The following is a 21,203-nucleotide window of genomic DNA, read 5'->3' as shown; positions in this document are numbered from 1 at the left end:
TTTGCCCTAATACGATAAATGTAGTGTTTTTATATAGCATACGAAAACTAATCGCTAGTATTTAGTACTTAGTACTTAGTACTTAGACTCGAACGCGCTAATACTCACATTCGTCCTTTTCTGATTTAAGACAAACTTTCTTTCCAGTCTAAAACAATTGGTCGAACAGATGAATGATAAGCGTCAATTAGTGTATGTTCATCTTTTCAATCTGAAACAATATAGCTACCTTTGTGGCAACAAAGCGATTAGCTTATTTTAGGACAAGAATAAACACAATCATTCAACACTTTACAACATGAAATTTTTTATTGATACCGCTAATTTAGAGCAAATCAAAGAAGCGCAAGATTTAGGCGTTTTAGACGGTGTAACAACAAACCCTTCCTTAATGGCTAAAGAAGGTATTTCTGGCGAAGAAAACGTAATTAATCATTATAAAGCGATTTGTGCAATCGTTGATGGCGACGTGAGTGCGGAGGTAATTTCTACGGATTACGAAGGTATGATTAAAGAAGGAGAAGCTTTAGCGGCATTGGATAACAAGATCGTTGTAAAGGTTCCGATGATTAAAGATGGCGTAAAAGCGATCAAATACTTTAGTAAAAAAGGAATTAAAACAAACTGTACGTTGGTATTTTCTGCTGGCCAAGCTTTGTTAGCTGCAAAAGCAGGTGCAACTTACGTATCTCCGTTTATCGGTCGTTTAGATGATATCTCTGTAGATGGTCTAGGCCTAATCGAAGAGATCCGTGAGATCTATGATAACTACGGTTTCCAGACTCAAATCTTAGCAGCATCAGTACGTCATAGTGCTCATATTTTAGGTTGCGCGAAGATTGGAGCTGACGTAATGACAGGTCCTTTATCTGCAATCACAGCCCTTTTGAAACACCCATTGACGGACAGCGGATTAGCAACATTCTTAGCTGACCACGCAAAAGCTGCTGGCAAATAAGCAAGCTTTATAAGTAAATATTGAAGCCTCCGACCGCAAGTTAGGAGGCTTTTTTATTCACATAAATATTTCGTAAATTTAACTTTATGAAAGTGGACATGGACTCGGAAAATTTAGATCATCAACAGGAAGAATTCGCTCAAATTCTAAAGGCAAATAAATTAAAAATTACCCAGCCGAGGCTTCGTGTTTTGGACACTATTTCTACTAAAACTTCAGCAATTTCCCAACCCGAATTGGAAAAAATATTGGGCACTGAGATCGATCGAGTTACCCTCTATCGGATACTTGCGAGCTTCGAAGAAAAAGGTATTCTACACAAAGTTTTCGACCTGAACGGTACAGCAACTTATGCGCTCTGTTCTACGAAATGCACCGAGCATCATCACCATGATCAGCATGTTCATTTCATTTGTTCCGCATGTAATTCGGTGTTCTGTTTAGACGAAACGAACGCCCCGAAAATTAATCTTCCTCAAGGATTCACCTTGCACTCGATCGCGGTAAATGCTGTAGGTTTGTGCGAGCAGTGCAAAGAAAAATAAACAGGAAACTCGACTTTTTTTCGTAATTTCCACCCATTGATCTATATCAGAGGGCAAACCTCTATCGCCTCAACGTCGAGCCAAAATACGCGCTAAACACCCTCTAAAAATCATTTGCTAATATTTAGCTTTGAAAATTATATTTCTTTACTTTATAGATAGTTACAGTTGCGAACAAAAACAAATACATTCATATTTTAATTTTAGCAAATCGCGTTAGAAAGAGGCCTATTCTCATCAAAATTTAACAAAAACCTATAAATCAATCATTTATATAATTTATGCCGTTAATTTAATTTTAGCAAAAATATGATAAGATACAATAATTCAGATAAATAGGTTTGCTAAAATAAATTTACAATTTACATTATAAACGAACCGAAAAAGAAGTGTACCACCGTCGTAAAACTAGCATGAAATTTGAACTAGTTTTTACGTACCTTAGTTCTATTGTCAAGAAGGGCAAGTGGCCTTACATGACCCACTAATTTTAGGACCTCTCCTACCCTATGACAAGTAACATCGTTCCGTTTATTTTGGAACACAACACAGACATATGAAATCAAAAAAAGAAAACCCTTACAAAGAAGTTTTAACCCAACTGATCGTAGACGTTTTTGAAAAATCAGGAAACACAGCACTCAACTATAAACAGGTCGCCGCCAAACTAAATGTTAAAGATACGGACGCCAAAGTTGCTATCGCCGACATACTGAATGATGGCACTCGATCAGGTCAGTTTGAACAACCCGAGCGAGGCAAATTCAAGCTTCGACAACTCAATGTATATATCACAGGAAAGGTCGATATGACGGCCGATGGATCGGCTTATATTGTACCAGAAGATGAGCTGGAAAATGACATCTATGTTGCGCCTCGAAAACTCCGCCAAGCGTTACATGGTGACCGTGTGAAAGTCCATGTTTATGAACGCAAGAAAGGACGGAAGCGCGAGGGCGAAGTTGTCGAAATCTTAGAACGCGCGAAGACCGACTTCACCGGAACAATTGACATGTCCAACAGCTATGCATTCTTCCTGCCAGATGACAGGAAAATGTTGCACGACATCTTCATCCCGCTCGACAATTTGAATGGAGCGAAGGACGGTGAGAAAGTTTTAGTATCGATTGTCGAATGGCCAAAGAATGCTAAGAATCCAATTGGCCGTGTGAAACATGTACTCGGCAAAAAAGGAGAAAATAACACAGAGATGAATGCGATTTTGGCGGACTTCGGTTTCCCGTTGGAATTCCCGAAGGAAGTTGAAAAAGAAGCGAACGCCATCCCTGAAGCTATCACCCCCGAGGAAATCGCAAAACGCAAAGATTTCCGAAATATCACAACCTTCACCATCGACCCGGCGGACGCAAAAGATTTTGACGACGCCATCTCTTACCAAGTACTAGAGAATGGAAATTACGAAATCGGTGTTCATATTGCTGACGTATCACACTACGTTATTCCGGACACCGCATTAGACAAGGAAGCGTTCGAAAGAGGAACGTCGGTTTATTTGGTTGACAGAGTTATTCCGATGCTCCCTGAGCGACTTTCTAACAACCTATGTTCACTTAGGCCTAACGAAGACAAACTTTGTTTCTCGGCCGTTTTTGAGCTTGACGACAAAGCTAACGTAATCAACCAATGGTTTGGAAGAACGGTAATCCACTCGGACCGCCGCTTCAGTTACGAGGAAGCACAGGAAATCATCGAAGGTAAAGAGGATTCGTTGGCACCTGCCATTTTAAAACTGAATGAGATCGCATTTATCCTTCGCGACCGCAAGTTCAAGAATGGAGCGATCAGTTTTGAATCGGAGGAAGTGAAATTTCATTTAGACGAAAACGGCAAGCCAATTGGGGTATACACGAAAATACGTAAGGAGGCACACAAGTTGATCGAGGACTTCATGCTTCTTGCAAACCGCAAGGTCGCTGAATTTATCGGCAGGCAAGGACGTGGTAAAAACAAACTTCCATTTGTTTACCGCTTCCATGATGTTCCGAACCCAGAGACTTTAACAAACTTCTCACAGTTTGCATCGCGCTTCGGACACCGATTAGTTATTAAGTCGGACAAAGAAACAGCGAAATCGCTAAACAGCTTAATGACGAAGATCGAGGGTTCGAAGGAACAGAACCTGCTTACCTCCCTTGCCGTACGTTCGATGGCAAAAGCGATCTACACCACCAAGAAGACATCCCACTATGGTTTAGCGTTTGATTATTACACTCACTTTACCTCTCCTATCCGCCGGTACCCAGATGTTATGGTTCACCGTCTGCTGCAATACTATTTAGAGGGCGGCAACAAGATCAATGCAGAACATTATGAGAAAATGGCCGAGCATTCCTCATTGAAGGAAAAGAAAGCAGCGGAAGCCGAAAGAGCATCTATCAAGTATAAACAAGCGGAGTTCCTGCAAGATCAAATTGGCGTTGAATACACCGGAATCGTCTCGGGCGTTACGGAATGGGGTATGTATGTAGAAATCCAAGAAAACAAGTGTGAAGGGATGGTTCGCCTCCGTGATATCACCGATGATTTTTACACCTTAGACGAGAAAAATTACGCAATCATCGGCCAACGAAAGAAAAAAGTATATCAACTAGGCGATGAAGTCCAAATCAAAGTCAAGAAAGTGGATCTTGAGAAAAGACAGATTGACTTTACGTTGATTAGTTAGCATGGCAGGTCAAACAAAAAGCGATGCAAAGCTGAGCTACATGATAGAAAGATATATTATTTTCCAATCGTCTTTCACATAACAGAAAAAAAAAAAAAACGAAGCCCCGCCATTTTTCAATGACGGGGCTTCGTATTCAAAGTATCTTTTTTAAGCTTTTTCGAGCAACTTATTATCGCCTGCTAATAGAGATCGAGCTCTGCTATAGAGGCATGATTCTCACCTTTAAAATCATTCACTGTGACGATTCTAAAATATCTAAAAGTCTTTGAGTTAGCAAAAGGAAAATACTGACGTCCGTTGAGCGCCCCACGACCTAAATAGGCCACTTCCCAATGCTGATTATCCATACTAATCTCTACCTTAAATTCCTTAATTTTTGCCGCCGCCCCGGTATTATCGGGACGTGTCAAATACGAAACACCTTTTGCTACGACCGCATTCTCTCCAACATTAATAGTGATATGATGTGGGTGGCTACCAGGGTTCGACCAACTCGTATGCCAGTAGGTTTTTTCATTTCCATCCAGTACGCGTGTTGGTTGATAACCTACTTGAAAAGAACTGACACTTTCAACCGTCCAATTCTTTCTTTCTATTAGCGGTCGGGTTCCGATATCTATTACAGGAATATTATTAACGAACTTATAAGGATAGAAGACATAAGAGCTTGAACCGTTCTTGTGGTGAAGAAAGATTTGGAGCGTATAATTCATATTAGCTTTGGTCCGAAACTCTGAAATTGGCATTCTCACGTTAAAGCTATTGTCTTCGTTGGCCTTTTTCGTAAATGTGATTGACTGATAACCTTCAGGGTCGGACTCCAAAATATTCCGTATAGTAACATGTGACGGCACGACGTTCGTAGTATAAGTTCCTTCTACAACAATTTCGGATCCTTCCACAGCCGCAGAAATTTGATCAACTTTCATTGTTGCGGATCCATAAAACGCTTTAGCCTCTTTACTGAAGACCTGACAATTGCTCAAGGTTGCGGCATCGAATAAGCTTATAAAAGTTGGTGATTTACCGTAGGTATAATTCCCTGCCCCCATTAGGGTCATCCCAAATTCGGAGCTAGCATACTGGCTGGCGGTCGGTCCATTGTGTGGAAGGTTAATTCCATGCCCCATCTCGTGAAGCAATCCTCCGATATAAATTGTTGCCTTTTCCCCCACGAGCCCGGGTTTACCAAGGTTATCCTGACTCATACCGGGGTAATCCAACGCATAACACCACCTTCCCGTTCCATAAAACGGCACTTCATGCGGGACGACTTCCCCTTGATCGAGCTTTTTATTAACGGCTGTCAAAACTAAATAATGATCACTTGCAGATGCCGCCGGGTTGGCTAAAAAATATGCATTGACGTGTTCTACTATAGCTGCATCGTCGGTGTAAGCGGTCGAATTCTTATCACCTCTTACTAAATGGATTTTGATACGCGTGTTATCTTTATTTTTTAGCAGACCGAATGTTTTAGCGCCAAGTCCCCAATGTTCCATCCAATGTTGGAAATAACTTTGTCCTGCTATCATGATTTTACTAATCCTTTCTTCGTAGCCCGGATTTGGCACCACATCTTTAGGGACGAAATAGACAACGTTTAAATTGTACCTGTAATCCGATTGAAAAGTCTGATCGACAGGAACGATCGGCGCACTGTTGGTTTCTTTTTCTCCCTTCGAGCAGGCAGTAAGAACTATAAAGAGCAAAGCGATCGCTTTTAGGGCAAATTCTTTCATAATTTGTTTAATTTCATAATTTGTTTCTCAATTATATACCACATAAATTATTTAAACAATATGTTTCGTCACAATTTCGACAGATTGCGCTAAATGTATTCCATTTGTAGCTAAAGGGAGTTTCTGCTGTAGTTTGTTCGAAATTGAATATCACTTCATCGATTTCACTATAAGATTCCGTACAGCAAGATTGACAATATAAAAATACCTTTGCCGAACTATCATAAACTACTAGAAAACGGCGGTGCAATCAGAACATCCGTTTTATTTAAAAACTTTATCGCACAACTCTTTACGAATCCAAATATTCTTTATATCTTTGCAGACTTAAAAATTAATTTTACACAAATTAAAAACACAAAACAGGTAAATGCCTACTATTCAACAATTAGTTAGAAAAGGTAGAGTAGCTCTGGTTGATAAGAGTAAGTCACCAGCGTTGGATTCATGTCCACAGCGAAGAGGTGTGTGTACGCGTGTATACACTACTACCCCTAAAAAACCAAACTCAGCAATGCGTAAAGTAGCTCGTGTTCGTTTAACGAATGGAAAAGAAGTGAATGCTTACATTCCAGGAGAAGGACACAACCTACAAGAGCACTCCATCGTGTTAATCCGTGGTGGTCGTGTTAAAGATTTACCAGGAGTTCGCTACCACATCATCCGTGGTGCATTAGACACATCAGGTGTAGCAGGCCGTAACCAACGTCGTTCTAAATACGGAACAAAACGTCCAAAACCAGGTCAAGCAGCTGCTCCAACAAAAGGTAAGAAATAATTAAACGGAGGAAAAGAAAATGAGAAAAGCAAAACCAAAAAAGAGAATCATTTTACCTGATCCAAAGTTTAATGACGTTCAGGTAACACGTTTCGTAAATAACATGATGTTCGACGGTAAGAAATCTATCGCGTACTCTATTTTTTACGATGCTGTAGAATTAGTAGAATCAAAAACGCAAGAGAACGGTTTAGAGACTTGGAAAAAAGCTTTAAACAACGTTATGCCAGCTGTAGAGGTTAAATCTCGTCGTGTTGGTGGTGCTAACTTCCAAGTTCCTATGGAAGTTCGTCCAGAGCGTAAGATCGCTTTAGGAATGAAATGGTTAATCTCTTATGCTCGCAAACGTGGTGAAAAAACGATGTTTGAGAAATTAGCAGGAGAAATTATTTCAGCTTCTAAAGGTGAAGGTGCTGCTGTAAAGAAGAAAGAAGATACGCACAAGATGGCGGAAGCTAACAAAGCGTTCTCACACTTCAGATTCTAATTTTGAAAATAAAGAATCAAATATGATTACACCGACTTTAGATAATAGAATATTTATTATCGAGAGTCGGTGTATTTGTTTAAGAACAAAGCAACAAAAAACGCCAATAGGCAAACTGCAAAATTAATATGGCAAAAGACTTAAAATTAGTTAGAAATATTGGTATCGCTGCCCACATCGATGCTGGTAAAACTACAACGACAGAGCGTATCTTATTCTACTCTGGAGTTAACCACAAATTAGGAGAAACTCACGAAGGTTCTGCTACTACAGACTGGATGGCGCAAGAGCAAGAGCGTGGTATAACGATCACATCTGCGGCTGTTACTGTATTCTGGAACTACCGTAATAAAAAATACCAAGTAAACGTAATTGATACTCCGGGACACGTGGACTTTACTGTAGAGGTAAACCGTTCATTACGTGTATTAGACGGGTTAGTATTCTTATTCTCAGCTGTTGATGGTGTTGAGCCTCAATCTGAGACTAACTGGCGTTTAGCGGATGGTTACAAAGTTCCTCGTATTGGTTTCGTTAATAAAATGGACCGTTCAGGAGCTGACTTCTTGAAAGTTGTAAAACAAGTGAAAGAGATGTTAGGTTCTGAGGCTGTAGCGCTTCAATTACCTATCGGTGCTGAAGACGACTTCAAAGGTGTAGTTGACTTAATCAACAACCGTGGTATCGTTTGGAACGAAGCTGATAAAGGTATGACTTTTACAGAAGTTCCAATTCCTGACGATATGTTAGACGAAGTTGCTGAATACCGTGAGAAATTATTAGAAGCTGTTGCTGGATATGATGAATCTTTGATGGAGAAATTCTTCGAAGATCCAGATTCATTGACAGAGCGCGAAATCTTAGACGCTTTACGTAAAGCTGTTTTAGACAACGCAATCGTTCCTATGGTTTGTGGATCATCATTCAAAAATAAAGGTGTACAAACAATGCTTGACTTCGTTATGGAGTTATTGCCTTCACCTCTTGACCAAGAGGCTGTAAAAGGTACTGACCCACGTAACGGTGAAGAGATCGTTCGTAAGCCATCTGAATCTGAGCCATTCGCGGCATTAGGTTTCAAGATTGCTACTGACCCATTCGTTGGTCGTTTATGTTTCGTACGTGCATACTCAGGTGTATTAGAGGCTGGTTCTTATGTATTGAACACTCGTTCAGGAAATAAAGAGCGTATCTCTCGTATCTTCCAAATGCACGCTAACAAGCAAAACCCTATCGAAAGAATCGGTGCTGGTGATATCGGTGCAGTTGTAGGTTTCAAAGACATCAAAACTGGTGATACTCTTTGTGACGAGAAAAACCCAATCATCCTTGAGTCAATGACTTTCCCTGAGCCAGTAATTGGTTTAGCGATTGAGCCAAAAACTCAAGCTGACGTAGATAAATTAGGTATCGCTTTAGGTAAATTAGCTGAGGAAGATCCTACATTCGTAGTAAAATCTGATCAAGAAACTGGTCAAACAGTTATCTCAGGTATGGGTGAGCTTCACTTAGATATCTTGATCGACCGTTTAAGACGCGAGTTCAAAGTAGAGGTTAACCAAGGTGCTCCACAAGTAGCTTACAAAGAGTCTATCAACGGAACATCTGAGCACCGTGAAGTTTACAAGAAACAATCAGGTGGTCGTGGTAAATTCGCGGATATCAAAGTTGTTATCTCTCCTGCTGACGAAGATTGGGATGTTGTTAAATCACCTCTTCAATTCGTTAATGAGATCGTTGGTGGTGCTATTCCTAAAGAATACATTCCTTCGGTACAAAAAGGATTTGAATCATCAATGAACAATGGTGTATTAGCTGGTTACCCACTATCAGGAATGAAAGTACGTTTGATCGATGGATCTTTCCACGCAGTCGATTCAGATTCATTGTCATTCGAATTAGCTGGTAAAATGGCTTACCGCCAAGCATTACCTAAATGTTCTCCAGTATTAATGGAGCCTATCATGAAAGTTGAAGTATTGACTCCAGAGGAAAACATGGGTGATGTAATGGGTGACTTAAACCGTCGTCGTGGACAGATGCAAGGTCTTGACTCACGTAACGGTGCACAAGTTATCAAAGCTTTAGTACCACTTTCAGAGATGTTCGGATATGTAACTCAATTACGTACTATCACTTCAGGTCGTGCAACTTCAACAATGGAGTTTGACCACTATGCTGAAGCACCTCGTAACGTAGCTGAAGAAGTTATCGCGAAATCAAAAGGTAAAGTAAAAGGTCTAGAAGACTAATATTAGCATACAAAACAACCGATCCCTGATTATAAATAGCTCTAATCGGGGGTCATTTTAAAAACAAATATAAAATGAGCCAAAGAATCAGAATCAAATTGAAATCTTACGATTACAACTTGGTTGACAAGTCAGCTGAGAAAATCGTGAAAACAGTAAAACCTACAGGTGCAGTTGTTAGTGGTCCAATTCCATTGCCTACTGAGAAAAAAATCTATACAGTTTTACGTTCTCCACACGTTAACAAAAAAGCACGTGAGCAATTCCAATTATGTTCTTACAAGAGATTGTTAGACATCTACTCATCAAACTCTAAAACTGTTGATGCGTTAATGAAATTAGAATTACCTTCAGGTGTTGAAGTTGAAATCAAAGTGTGATAGATTTCTTTGAGAAAACAAAAATCCCCTTTATTGAAAAGTAAAGGGGATTTTTTTTGTTTAGATATAAGATTTAAGATCTGAAACCTTAGCGTTTGGACGGAAACAAATAAGGTGAATTAGTTTTAAACCAAGAAAGGAAAGATAAAAGGATAATCAGGATTGGGATTAACTATTAACTAGCAACTGCTAATTGCTACTTAATAAACATAAAAAAAGGCAATCTTTCGATTGCCTTCTCACATAAGATATTATTTTCAATTAGAATTGGAAACCAATTCCGAATGATAATACGCGGTTTGATGTTTTCTCGCCGTCACCTGGATTTAAGTTAGATAAACCTAAACCGTAACCAGCGTTAATTAAGAAACCGTTGTTTAATTTGTAACCTCCTAGGAAGTTAACACCTGCATCGATTAAGTTCATGTCCTTATTATCGCCAGAGAACTCAAGTTTTCTGTCGCCAGAACCACCAGTTTCTCCTAAAGAACCATCCCATTTATCTTTACCTGAGATGTTGAAACCAATGTAAGGACCAGCTCCTAAGAATACATTACCCGAACCTGCAGGAATGTAATAAACTGCGTTTACTGGAACCTCGATAGACATTACATTACGTGATAAAGATCCGCTTGCGTTATCTCCAGACGCTTCGTATTTCGCGCCTTTACCTTGTAGGGATACTCCTGGTTGAATCGAAAATTGTGGAGCAACCGGAAGGTCAGCATAACCTGTTACGTAAAACGATACGTTATTTTTTTGGTAATCTTTTTCAAGATCGCTAACATTAGAGTATTTACCTAAGTTAACACCAGCTTTTAAACCATAGCTAGTTTGAGCTTGAGCTCCTGCTGCTAATAATACCACAGCTCCGAATGATAGTAATAATTTTTTCATATTCTTTAATTTTTCTTTTTCAATAGGTCAACTTTACGCTGACATGGTAACACACTTACAAAGTTTAGACCAAAAAAATAAAAACGAAACGAATTTTTAATAAAAACCTAAATATCAGCTCCTTATGTGTGTTTAAAATTTGAATAATCAATTATTGAATCCTTATAGAAATAGGCATTGTTGGAATATCACCCATTAAAACCATTAAAATCAGAAGGTTAGAAATTAAAACAGCGATTCGTAGAATAAAAAGCAAAAAAGGTTTTTATATGTGAAAAGTAAATCCTATTTTTGCATGCCTGTAAGGGTAAAAGGGTCGGATGGCCGAGTGGCTAGGCAGAGGTCTGCAAAACCTCCTACAGCGGTTCGAATCCGCTTCCGACCTCGTTTGAACATTAGAAAAAATATTAACAACAATGGGAGTTACACGTTTAAAAAGAAAAGATAGAAGAAATAAAACTGTTTCACGTGTTGAAGTACAGTTTTTGAAACTTGGACGTAATATTGAATTAGGTTCAAAAAACAAAATGTCTGCAAAGGGTCAAATCGCTAAGAATGATGAGATCTTAAACAAATTAGCTGCTGACGCTAAATAAGCATTTGTTTTAAAATATTTAAAGCCTTTAGTGAAAACTAAAGGCTTTTTATTTGTTCTATAAGTTCAGCGACTCTTTTAGAAGAACTGCTGATGACAGCTTCGTCCATTCCGGCTACATTCCTTTGATTATAGACCATTTTAGAAGCCTCCACGACCTTCGCAGATGAATGTACACTCGTTACACCCGTGTATTCGATTATCGCTCTCACGTTGCTCTCATCGATTCCTGCACCCGGCATAATTTCGATCCGACCGTCGGCTTGATCAGCTAAAGATTTTATAAGCTCTCTACCTTCCCATGCCGAATTTTGTAATCCGGAAGTTAAGAGTCGATCACAACCCAACTCGATAATATCTTCTAGGCTTTTTAGCGGCTTTGCACATCGATCAAATGCGCGATGGAAAACGACACACATTGGCTTTGCTAAATCGACGAGCTCTTGCATGCGAACCTTATCTATCCCTCCGTCCTGTTTCAATATGCCGATCACGACACCATCGCAACCGACCTCTTTGCAATAAAGAATGTCTTCCTTCATTTCCGAGAATTCCTCTTCAGAGTAAAGGAAGTCGCCTCCGCGTGGTCTGATTAATACATGCACGCCAATTTCTAATGCTTCGCGTACGAGCTTTATTTGTCCGTACGAGGGAGTTGTCCCACCGTTCTCCAGATTTTGACACAGTTCAACGCGGCTAGCTCCTCCCCGCTGCGCTTCTTTTGCTGAGAATAACGAATTCGCACAAATTTCTAGGTGAATGCCGTTAATACTTTTTTCTATCATATTGTCAAATATATTTCTTTTACGATGAATATGTATTAAATTAGTATAATAATCACAAAACCAATCATCTACTGCAAACCAATCGGCTAATTATTTGTTAAAACACTTACGAGCATCAAAAAATAATGTTATGCCACTTATTTCACAACACAAGGAAGTGCAACTCCACCTCTCCCACATGTATGATTCTCTGCAGGACAGTGTCGAGAAAATGAAAGAAGAGCTACAAACACGTCGTAATCAATACGAGCAAGCTTGTCATAAACACATTGAGTCTGGCTTCCAATTTGAAAATCTTTGGTTAAATGCTGACCGTAATTATCAGCGTAAATTCCGAGAATTTGAAACCCATTGTGTCCTCTTGGATATCCTGAGCGATTATCGGGATGAAGAAGGAAACTTTATTCATATTTCTGAAATTACATTGACCTTAGAATCGCTTCTTCATTCTTTTGAACAACAAGAAGCTTATGAGGTATGCGCTATTATTAAGAAATGGCAAGCGCATATGCTTTCGAAGTATCAGACAACTATCTAAGGAAAAACCAATCTACCTAAACCATCAACTATTCATTCGCTGAGTGGCTTAGCTAGTTTATTGGCAAAAAACAGCCTGTTTCCGGATAAAACATCCTCGAACTCATCTTATATATCAAGATATGATCAGCAAACTTCTTTTTTAAAATTAAGCCGGCCATCTTGCCGGCTTTACTTTTATTTTAGTTTGATCCAACTTGCATTGTTCTTTACCCAATTGGATACTTCAATAGGCACATCGGTGCATAAATAATCAGATCCCAGCGATAATCCTAGCAGGAAATCATCCACCGAACGCCCCGGCCACAAGCTTACGGTCATACCTTGCTTTTTAGCATCTTTCACCATAGTACGCGTAGTCTGTGAAATATTAGCAGCAATACGCTTGATTCCAAGCTCTTTCGTTTCGTCGATTAATGCCTGTGATAAAGCCTCGCCTTTGATAAACATGAGGTCTGCATTCGGATATTTAGCCTTCAAATAGCGCAACGGGCGCTTATCGAAGGATGTAAGAAGATAATCTGAATTTTGCGGACGATTCGAATACACCTTGTTGTAGAGCATGTCGCAATATTTATGAAGCTTTGCCTCATCATACAAAGGTTTGTTGGTTTTCATTTCAAATTCAATGTAAACTCCAGGTTTATCCTTAAAGTACGCAACAACTTCGTCTAAGGTTGGTATTTCATTCCCTTTTAACGTTTTAAGCTTCTTTATTTCCGATAAGGTCAGATCTTCGATCGCTCCTTCCTTTCCGACGATTCGTTTTAGATTATCGTCATGAAAAATAACGAGCTGTCCGTCTTTGGTGATACGAACATCGGTTTCATAGCCACGCATTCCTTGCTCATAAGTTGTTTTAAATGCCGACAAAGTATTTTCATCATATTCATATGCTCCAGCGCGATGAGCAAATATTTTCACCTCGTTCAACTGAGCAAAAGAGGCTGAGATGGACGATACACTTAACGAAATTCCTAAAGTCGAAAGCCTGAAGGCGTTCTTAATAGTTGTAATTTTCATGGTAATATTATGCTTAGGTTAAAGCATAAAAATACTGAAAAAAGAAAAGGCCTAACGTAAATTATTTGTTAACAAATCGTTACACTTTTCAATAATTCACGGATTTTATTTGGATAAATTCTCCATCGGTTCCTGTTACAAATTGATTATAAAAAACCGTTCTCCCATCCACATCAAATAATGGTGCTCCGACGAGCTCACCCTCTTCTACCTCGTGAGTCGTTAATTCCATCAAAGCTTTCGAATGAATATGAAAGACGTATAATTTATTATCTGCAATGAACGTCATCCAATCACCGGATGTATCTATATTAATTGGAGATGCAATCGAAAAGTTGAAATCAGAAACAAAAGTTAATTCCCCCGTAGTAGTATTGCACCGGACGATTTGATTTCTATCGAATTGATCTTTTGCTAAAGCATAAATATACGCTCCGTCGGGACTCGCTCTCAGCCAGTGTCGAAGGTTAGACAAGCCATGAATAGTTCGACTGAGCCGTCTCTGTTGTATCCCATGTGGAGCTCTAGGACGCTCACCTTCCTTACCGACAGCCAACTTATCCGCTAACGCAAGATCCAAATCAACATCAACTACAAAGATTTCAGTGACTGTTTCAGCAGATGCATTTAGGGTATTACCTTGAAAAGCTATACTGTAACGAGCGCCATCTTTCGATGAACACTTTACCCAACATTCATCGAACGCCTTATTAATTTCGTCAGACCCTGGCTTGGGACTGTCCGTTACATTGGAAACAATCACAGCGTAATAATTTCCTTGAACATTTCCACGCTTATCTCTCACCTTAACTGGCTGTTCCACAGGAAACATAAATCCAACCATCCGCAAGTGGGGATCAACAAGCTCATCATTATAGGTAAAACTTAACATCTTCCCATCAGGACTCCACATATGAGAATGCGTTCCTCCTCGCAGGCTACCAGCAGCGTAAGGAGCTAGCAAATCACGACTGTCGGCATAGGAAGCCTTCATCTCGTGTTCTAAGTCGACAATCACCGCCGTGCGACGGGTGATATCATAGGGTTTCTCTTTATTTGCATCGAGCATGCCATGAATAAAAACAATCTGATTGGTACAGGGATTAAAGGACGCCGCCCCAACACCAGGTCCATAGATTGACTGCCCGAGCGTTTGATAAATCGGAAACTGCTTGCCTGTTCGCCGGTCTAATACCGCGATGGTCCCTGTTCGGCCAATATGTGTATCGTCATTTCTGTAATCAAACACAATCCAGTTTCCATCGCTGGAAATGGCACCGTTATGATGCATCGTGTGTCCATGTTGCTCCTGTGTAAGTGTTCTTGCCTCTGGGTACATCTAATTATCTATTAGCTTTCTTAGCGCTTGGTAGTCTCTTTTAATTGGCTAAAGTACGTGAATTTCGTCTTGGTTGCTGCGTAAAAATACATCAAAATCAGGAAAAGAACGAGGGAATGCAGAGGGAAATTCTTCAATAATAAACCAGGACTGAGATTGCTTAAACCCAATGCAAAGCCCTTTCAAACCCAATGTATAACCCAATCATAACCGCTCGGAAAGGGTTATGATTAGGTTATACAATGGATTAAGAAAAGGAGAGACAGATTGAAGGTAGCTAAGACCTTCGTTCGTAGCTCGATGCAAAAAGAAAGGCGCATTATCCTCAGACAATGCGCCTTTCTTACGAAAAAATAAAATCGCTTTACTTCGCCTTATAAGCGTCTATAGCGCTCTGCAGGTAAGCTGCGTAGCTATCGATATCATAGTTTGCACCGCTTGCCGTAACGAGTAGCTGCTCATCAGCACCTACGATTGCATACAAAGGTTGCGAGTTGCTCTGGAAACGGGTAATCTGGAAGTCGGTATTCTTCTTACCAACGGTATTGATCTTCTTGCCGGTTTCTTTGGAAACATATTGTTCTGCTTCCGGCAATTTCAAATCATGCTCATCTACATATAGCTCCACCAGAATAAAGTTCTCATTGATCAGGTTCCGTACTTTCGGATCCGACCAAACCGAAGCTTCCATCTTACGACAATTGACACAGGTCCAACCTGTAAAGTCGATCATCAGGGGTTTATTCTGCGCTTTCGCGGCTGCCAATGCTTCATCATAATCATAGTAAGGATCGAATCCTTTGATGGTCGCACGGCTGTGGAAATGTGTGTAATGCTTTCTGCTGCTAGCATCTGCTGAAGCCGCTGGTGCTGCATGTGTCGCAGAACTTAAATCAAAGTCTTGTGTACCGATTGGAGGAAGGAAGGCTGCGATCGATTTCAATGGTGCTCCCCACATCCCCGGGATCATGTAGACTACAAAAGAGAATACAATGATGGTCAAAACCGTACGCGGAACAGAAAGATAAGGCAGGTCGCTATCATGCGAGAACTTGATCTTTCCTAATAGGTATAAGCCCATTAAACCGAATATAACGATCCATAGCGCTAAGAAGACCTCGCGGTCCAATAGCTGCCAATTGTAAGCTAAATCCACGTTGGAAAGGAATTTCATTGCTAGCGCAAGCTCCAAGAAACCCAATACTACTTTTACGCTGTTCAACCATCCGCCTGATTTTGGCAATGACTTCAATAAAGAAGGGAACATGGCGAACAGTACGAATGGGATAGCCAATGCTAAAGAGAATCCGAACATCCCTACGGCAGGGCCTAAGCGCTCGCCTTTTGTTGCTGCTTCTACTAATAAGGTACCGATGATAGGTCCTGTACAAGAGAAGGAAACCACGGCTAAACTAGCCGACATAAAGAACAAGCCAATCAGACCACTCTTATCCGAGTTGGAGTCGATCTTGTTCACGAATGAACTTGGCAAAGTGATTTCGAAAGCTCCAAAGAAAGAAGCTGCGAACACCACCAATAACAGGAAGAATAGGAAGTTGAAGATACCATTGGTAGACAGGGCATTCAATGCCTCTGCGCCAAAAGCGATGGTGATCAACATTCCTAATGCAACATAGATTACAATAATGAATAAGCCATATAAAAAGGCTTGAGATACCGCCTTCCCTTTGCTGCCTGATTTCTTGGTAAAGAAAGATACCGTGAGAGGCACCATCGGGAAAATACAAGGCATCAGGAAGGCCGCGAATCCGCCGATCAGACCGGCGATAAAGATTCCCCATAGGGATTTAGACTCTTCCGGAGCCGCAGTAGCAGCAACAGCGCTTGCAGCCGTCGTATCTTGAGCAACTGAATCCTGGCCATCGGTGAATACAACATCCTCCGTTAGGGAAGTATCCAATACTTGCGTATCTGCTCCCGAGGAGAACTCGACATCGTCTAAGCTGATCAAACTATCAGCCTCTTGTGCTTGCACAGTTCCCGCAAAGAAAAGCGTCAATATTAATAAAACATGAAAAATATACTTCATAATTCGGTTCTATTGAAATTAAGTTAACCGAGCTGGAACTCGGCTAACTTCTACTAGAAAACTTAACAGCCAACAACAGCTGTATGAAACAAAAGACTATTTATTGAAACCAATTAATGGTTTTTCTAATCTTGCAATCGGATGGAATCCCGTAAAATCAAGATCAGTAGAAATATAACCCTCTTTAACTGGTTGCTCCTTAACTAAATCTGTAGTTAAGTATTTCTTATTATCGTCGCATAATAATGTCACTACAACAGCATCATCACCCAACTCTTGCTTTAATTTGATCGCACCAATCACGTTAGCACCGGAAGAGATTCCAACCGCCAAACCTAATTGCTGTGCTAATTTTTGCGCCATAATGATAGAATCACCATCAGAAGCACAAATTACCGGATCAAGCTCGTTCAACTTAACAATAGCAGGAATAAACTCATCAGAGATACCTTGAATACGGTGAGCTCCAACTTTATATCCTGTAGTTAAAGTAGGACTTTCTTGCGGCTCTAAAGGATGGATTCGTACGTTAGGATTGTAGTTCTTCAATTGCTTGCCTACACCCATTACTGTACCACCTGTACCAACTCCAGCAACGAAAGCGTCTGCAACTAATCCTTGAGATTGCAATTGCAAAGCAATCTCTTTACCCGTTGTCAATTCATGTGCTTCTGCATTGAAAAGATTCTCAAACTGTCTAGGCAAAAATACACCGCCCTGTGCCGCTAATTCTTCACTAAGTTTGATACTTCCCAAGAAACCACCTTCTTCCTTGCTGATCAATTGAATATCCGCACCCATAGACTTGATGATGTCGATACGCTCTTTGCTCAACCAGTTCGGCATAATGATTTTCACCGTATGTCCTAAGGCTTTTCCGATTGCCGAAAATGCAATCCCAGTATTTCCACTTGTCGCCTCAACAATCATGTCCGTTGGGCGAATCTGGCAGTCAGCATATGCTTTATACAAAATGTATAGAGCCATACGATCTTTGATACTTCCCGTTAGGTTATAGTTCTCACACTTTACATAAATCTTCCCTGGCTTACCTTGGTAAGTGTATTGAAGTTCTAACATCGGTGTGTTGCCCACTAAACACCATAAGTGCTTAAAGCGACTATCCAATTCAGGAGATAAACATTTGCTAACTGTTGCTTCCTCGATCATCATTAAAAGTTAATTGTATTAGGTATTATTCGTTATTTGTCAATAATACAAAAGTGATTCAAAACAAGATATTATTCAACACCTGAGTAGATATTCAGTAAATTTTATCGTTTCTATGGTATTATTCAATTAAATTTTCAGATATTTACCCATATCAATTCAGAAGTCCGAAAAATATAAAGAAGATGGATTTAGACCAAACGGATGTGAAGCTGCTCAAGCTTCTCCAAGAAGATGCAACGTTAAGCAATAAAGAGCTATCATTGAAGCTGCACAAATCTATCGCTGCAATCCACGAACGCGTAAAGAAGCTCAAATCAGCAGGTTATATCAAAAAAACTGTAGCTATCCTCGATCGACATATGGTCGGAATCGGACTCATCTCTTTCTCGCAAGTATTCTTAAAGGCACATACCTTTGAAGTTTTAGGCGAATTTGAAAAAGAAGTGTCCAAATTCCCGGAGGTCATGGAATGTTACCAAATGGCTGGCTCCTATGACTTTATGCTGCGTATTGCAACCAAAGACATGGAAGCCTACCATCAGTTCCTGCGACATAAGCTCGCTGTATTACCGCATGTCAACACTGTACAGACCTATTTCGTATTGTCCGAAACAAAAAGCGAAACGGCCTATCACTTTTAGTTGACTTTAATTCTTATTAAGCAATTCTTCCAACTGCGCAATAAACTTAGAAGACCCATAATTTGCGAAGCCTTCATGTTTAAAACGGATGCTCCCCGCTTTATCCATAACTAAAGTCGTCGGCAGCGAACCGGTATAGATTTCATTCGCCAAGGGCCCGTGCAGCCTATGCATAGGAAAAGTAAAACCTTCTTTATCAAGGTATGACTTCCCCATCGCCGCTTCATCGTCCTGATTGATCATGATGAAAACAACATCCGGATGATCCTTAAACTTCTGATATAGTTCTTCGATCGACGGAAACTCTGCCCGGCAAGGGGGACACCAAGAAGCCCAGAAATTAATAAATAATACTTTTCCTCTTAGTTGATTCGTCGAAACGATGTTGCCGTCCAGATCCGAAAAAGAGAAATCGTGAACCAACTTGTCCGCTGGCGCCGTTTCTTCAATCTTGGCGTTGAAAATTCCCGTCTTCATCAGCTGACGAATTGCCCAAGCTTTAGCATCGGGAGAAACCAGCATGATTATAACAACAAGGCCCAAGAAAATACTGAAGCCATGCTCCTTGAAAAACGTGCGGGTTTTATTCGATGATTTCGACATAAGATATACCTACTTATTGGCTAAGCTGCTCAACTTCTCTTTCATTTCCGGCGTATTATAATCACGCCCGCCTTCCATTCGATCGACCATATTACCCTGCTTATCGAGGATTACGGTTGTAGGAATCGCGCCTGCAAGGAAATCCGAAGGAATCTCACTATTTGGAATAAAGACCGGTAGGTCATATTGATTATCTTTCATAAAGGCAGTAGACTGCTCAATCTCTGAGTCAACATCCACCATCAAGAAAACAACATTGTCGTTCCCTTTGAATTCCTTGCGCAAATTGTCGATAGAAGGTAACTCCTCGATACACGGAGGACACCATGTCGCCCAAAAGTTGATGAATACTACTTTTCCTTTTAAGGAGTTCAGATCGACAGCATTTCCTTTTTCATCAAGGAAGGAAATGTTATGATTCGTGGTCTGTGCTGTTTGTTGTGTAGTATCACTGTTTACAACAGCGCTATCCTGTGTGTCTGCCTTCTTCTCGTTGCTGTTTCCGCAAGCCGTTAATCCTAATACTGCTAATCCGAAGAAAGCAGATAGCCATGTTCTTTTCATTTTAAATAAGATATGATGTTTTTCTAATACTTTAATTTAATGTTCCCGTTTTGCTTAAAGCTGCACTTTCCCTTCTTTAATCTCGTCCGATGGTTTCAGCAAAATAAGGTCTGTCGCTGCTAAATCACCGAACACTTCCACTAAGCTGTCCTGGTGGATTCCCTCCTTGACAGGCACCTTTTTTATCTCCTGATTGTTCAAGGTCATTACAAATGTACCCATTTGCGTTTGAAGTACACTCTTCATTGGCACCCAAAAGGTACTACTTCTGCGTTGAAGTCGCAATTTAGCCTGCGCATAGTCACCACCCTGTAGCGCTCCGTCGGCATTGTTGACATCGAATTCCAACGTTAATGATCGATCCTGCTGATTCAGCATCCCTGCCGAACGCGAGAGCACCGCATCGAAGCTCTTGCCCGGTTGGGAGCTGACCTGAAAGCTAGCCTTCATCCCTTCCTGTACGGATGAGGCATGTTTCTCCGGCAGTGCTAAAGTCAGACGTAGTTTGTTCCCCTGCGCCATCATAAACATGGGCTGCGCGACATTCGCACCTGCCAATGCACCCACAGACACATTTCGCTCTGTGATAATACCATCAAAAGGTGCCGTTATTCGTAGATATTTCTGAAGTTGCGAAGAATGAGCAGATCCTGCCTTCGAAGATTCATAGGCCGACTTCGCACTCTCCATCGCACTCTTTGCATGGTCCAATTCAATCGCTGCCACGGCGCCGCTAGTGGCCGACGCTTGTTTCAATCGTTCATAGGCCTGTTGCGAATACAGGTAATCGTTGTAGAGCTTCTGCTCCGTCGACTTATCCGAAAGATGTTGCTGGTTCATCTCCGGCGCTTCCAAGACTGCCAGGAGCTGTCCTTTACGCACGCGGTCGCCTCGATCCACCAACATGCGCTGCACGAAGCCACTGACTTTCGCATATACCGCGACTTGCTCGTATGGCTTCAATTCCGCAGGAATCGATAGCTGATACTCCGGATTCATCAGCTGTATTTCTGCCGTCGGATAGGAAGCAGCCACAGGCTGCTTTTCCTTTGTCGCTTGCTCATGCTTTGCTTCCGAAGAGCAGGCGGTAAAAAGTGCAAGCAGGGCGGATACCGCCAAAGCTTGCTTGATTATATGTTGATATGCAGTTTTCATAGTCTCACTA

The 21,203-nt window shown here is 40.8% G+C and carries 20 protein-coding genes and 1 tRNA gene; 11 read left to right on the top strand and 10 right to left on the bottom strand.

Annotation, left to right across the window (positions count from 1 at the left end; all coding sequences use genetic code 11):
* Positions 1 to 298 precede the first annotated feature (298 nt).
* The 3 genes from fsa to rnr all read left to right on the top strand — a co-directional run bounded on the left by fsa (position 299) and on the right by rnr (position 4,189).
* A complete protein-coding gene (gene fsa, locus QYC40_RS03745) occupies positions 299 to 958 on the top strand; it encodes a fructose-6-phosphate aldolase (protein WP_301992465.1) in 660 nt (219 codons plus the stop codon).
* Between the two features lie 86 nt (positions 959 to 1,044).
* Positions 1,045 to 1,503 (top strand): Fur family transcriptional regulator, encoded by a 459-nt coding sequence (locus QYC40_RS03740; RefSeq protein ID WP_301992464.1) that lies wholly within the window; start codon positions 1,045 to 1,047, stop codon positions 1,501 to 1,503.
* 556 nt (positions 1,504 to 2,059) lie between these two features.
* Entirely contained in the window at positions 2,060 to 4,189 is a 2,130-nt protein-coding gene (gene rnr, locus QYC40_RS03735; protein WP_301992463.1) for a ribonuclease R, read from the top strand.
* A 182-nt stretch (positions 4,190 to 4,371) separates the two neighbouring features.
* On the opposite strand, the gene QYC40_RS03730 is transcribed toward rnr, so the two are convergent.
* Positions 4,372 to 5,934 (bottom strand): discoidin domain-containing protein, encoded by a 1,563-nt coding sequence (locus QYC40_RS03730; protein ID WP_301992462.1) that lies wholly within the window; start codon positions 5,932 to 5,934, stop codon positions 4,372 to 4,374.
* Positions 5,935 to 6,304: 370 nt separating this feature from the next.
* On the opposite strand from QYC40_RS03730, the gene rpsL reads away from it, so the two are divergent.
* From rpsL to rpsJ, 4 genes are all read left to right on the top strand, one after another.
* A complete protein-coding gene (rpsL, locus tag QYC40_RS03725; RefSeq protein WP_103907777.1) occupies positions 6,305 to 6,712 on the top strand; it encodes a 30S ribosomal protein S12 in 408 nt (135 codons plus the stop codon).
* Positions 6,713 to 6,731: 19 nt separating this feature from the next.
* Complete coding sequence (rpsG, locus tag QYC40_RS03720; RefSeq protein WP_149525350.1) at positions 6,732 to 7,199, top strand: 30S ribosomal protein S7; 468 nt, start codon at positions 6,732 to 6,734, stop codon at positions 7,197 to 7,199.
* Between the two features lie 128 nt (positions 7,200 to 7,327).
* Positions 7,328 to 9,451, top strand: a complete 2,124-nt coding sequence (gene fusA, locus QYC40_RS03715; RefSeq protein ID WP_301992461.1) for an elongation factor G — start codon at positions 7,328 to 7,330, stop codon at positions 9,449 to 9,451.
* 74 nt (positions 9,452 to 9,525) lie between these two features.
* A complete protein-coding gene (gene rpsJ, locus QYC40_RS03710; RefSeq protein WP_013667229.1) occupies positions 9,526 to 9,831 on the top strand; it encodes a 30S ribosomal protein S10 in 306 nt (101 codons plus the stop codon).
* A 261-nt stretch (positions 9,832 to 10,092) separates the two neighbouring features.
* Here the strand turns inward: rpsJ and QYC40_RS03705 are convergent, their stop codons facing one another.
* Entirely contained in the window at positions 10,093 to 10,728 is a 636-nt protein-coding gene (locus tag QYC40_RS03705) for a porin family protein (protein ID WP_301992457.1), read from the bottom strand.
* 314 nt (positions 10,729 to 11,042) lie between these two features.
* Between QYC40_RS03705 and QYC40_RS03700 the strand changes: the two genes are divergently transcribed.
* Together QYC40_RS03700 and QYC40_RS03695 are read left to right on the top strand one after the other, a co-directional pair.
* Positions 11,043 to 11,113 (top strand) — tRNA-Cys (locus QYC40_RS03700).
* Positions 11,114 to 11,144: 31 nt separating this feature from the next.
* Positions 11,145 to 11,324: a spore protein gene (locus QYC40_RS03695; RefSeq protein ID WP_149525346.1), complete on the top strand. Its 180-nt coding sequence runs from the start codon at positions 11,145 to 11,147 to the stop codon at positions 11,322 to 11,324.
* Between the two features lie 37 nt (positions 11,325 to 11,361).
* Here the strand turns inward: QYC40_RS03695 and QYC40_RS03690 are convergent, their stop codons facing one another.
* Positions 11,362 to 12,108, bottom strand: coding sequence for a copper homeostasis protein CutC (locus QYC40_RS03690; RefSeq protein WP_301992456.1), 747 nt, complete (start codon positions 12,106 to 12,108; stop codon positions 11,362 to 11,364).
* 130 nt (positions 12,109 to 12,238) lie between these two features.
* On the opposite strand from QYC40_RS03690, the gene QYC40_RS03685 reads away from it, so the two are divergent.
* Positions 12,239 to 12,646, top strand: a complete 408-nt coding sequence (locus QYC40_RS03685; RefSeq protein ID WP_301992455.1) for a hypothetical protein — start codon at positions 12,239 to 12,241, stop codon at positions 12,644 to 12,646.
* A gap of 176 nt (positions 12,647 to 12,822) precedes the next feature.
* Here QYC40_RS03685 and QYC40_RS03680 read toward each other — a convergent pair whose 3' ends face one another.
* From QYC40_RS03680 to QYC40_RS03665, 4 genes are all read right to left on the bottom strand, one after another.
* Entirely contained in the window at positions 12,823 to 13,668 is an 846-nt protein-coding gene (locus tag QYC40_RS03680; protein ID WP_301992454.1) for a glycerophosphodiester phosphodiesterase, read from the bottom strand.
* Between the two features lie 88 nt (positions 13,669 to 13,756).
* Positions 13,757 to 15,007 carry a DUF3748 domain-containing protein gene (locus tag QYC40_RS03675; protein WP_301992453.1) on the bottom strand — a complete coding sequence of 417 codons (1,251 nt, stop codon included), beginning with the start codon at positions 15,005 to 15,007 and terminating at the stop codon, positions 13,757 to 13,759.
* Positions 15,008 to 15,371: 364 nt separating this feature from the next.
* Positions 15,372 to 17,057, bottom strand: coding sequence for a protein-disulfide reductase DsbD (locus tag QYC40_RS03670; protein ID WP_301992451.1), 1,686 nt, complete (start codon positions 17,055 to 17,057; stop codon positions 15,372 to 15,374).
* A 96-nt stretch (positions 17,058 to 17,153) separates the two neighbouring features.
* A complete protein-coding gene (locus QYC40_RS03665) occupies positions 17,154 to 18,230 on the bottom strand; it encodes a PLP-dependent cysteine synthase family protein (protein WP_301992449.1) in 1,077 nt (358 codons plus the stop codon).
* Between the two features lie 182 nt (positions 18,231 to 18,412).
* Between QYC40_RS03665 and QYC40_RS03660 the strand changes: the two genes are divergently transcribed.
* Complete coding sequence (locus QYC40_RS03660) at positions 18,413 to 18,871, top strand: Lrp/AsnC family transcriptional regulator (protein ID WP_301992448.1); 459 nt, start codon at positions 18,413 to 18,415, stop codon at positions 18,869 to 18,871.
* Positions 18,872 to 18,877: 6 nt separating this feature from the next.
* Here the strand turns inward: QYC40_RS03660 and QYC40_RS03655 are convergent, their stop codons facing one another.
* Genes QYC40_RS03655 through QYC40_RS03645 form a run of 3 tightly spaced genes read right to left on the bottom strand, consistent with a single transcriptional unit; the run spans position 18,878 to position 21,193 of the window.
* Complete coding sequence (locus QYC40_RS03655) at positions 18,878 to 19,474, bottom strand: TlpA disulfide reductase family protein (RefSeq protein WP_301992446.1); 597 nt, start codon at positions 19,472 to 19,474, stop codon at positions 18,878 to 18,880.
* Between the two features lie 9 nt (positions 19,475 to 19,483).
* Positions 19,484 to 20,038, bottom strand: a complete 555-nt coding sequence (locus QYC40_RS03650) for a TlpA disulfide reductase family protein (protein ID WP_301992445.1) — start codon at positions 20,036 to 20,038, stop codon at positions 19,484 to 19,486.
* A 54-nt stretch (positions 20,039 to 20,092) separates the two neighbouring features.
* Positions 20,093 to 21,193 carry an efflux RND transporter periplasmic adaptor subunit gene (locus tag QYC40_RS03645; protein WP_301992444.1) on the bottom strand — a complete coding sequence of 367 codons (1,101 nt, stop codon included), beginning with the start codon at positions 21,191 to 21,193 and terminating at the stop codon, positions 20,093 to 20,095.
* Positions 21,194 to 21,203: the final 10 nt, after the last annotated feature.

The organism is Sphingobacterium sp. BN32, assembly GCF_030503615.1.
GTDB lineage: Bacteria > Bacteroidota > Bacteroidia > Sphingobacteriales > Sphingobacteriaceae > Sphingobacterium.
Note: the sequence above shows the minus strand (reverse complement) of the source record. Positions and strands in the feature narration are given on the sequence as shown.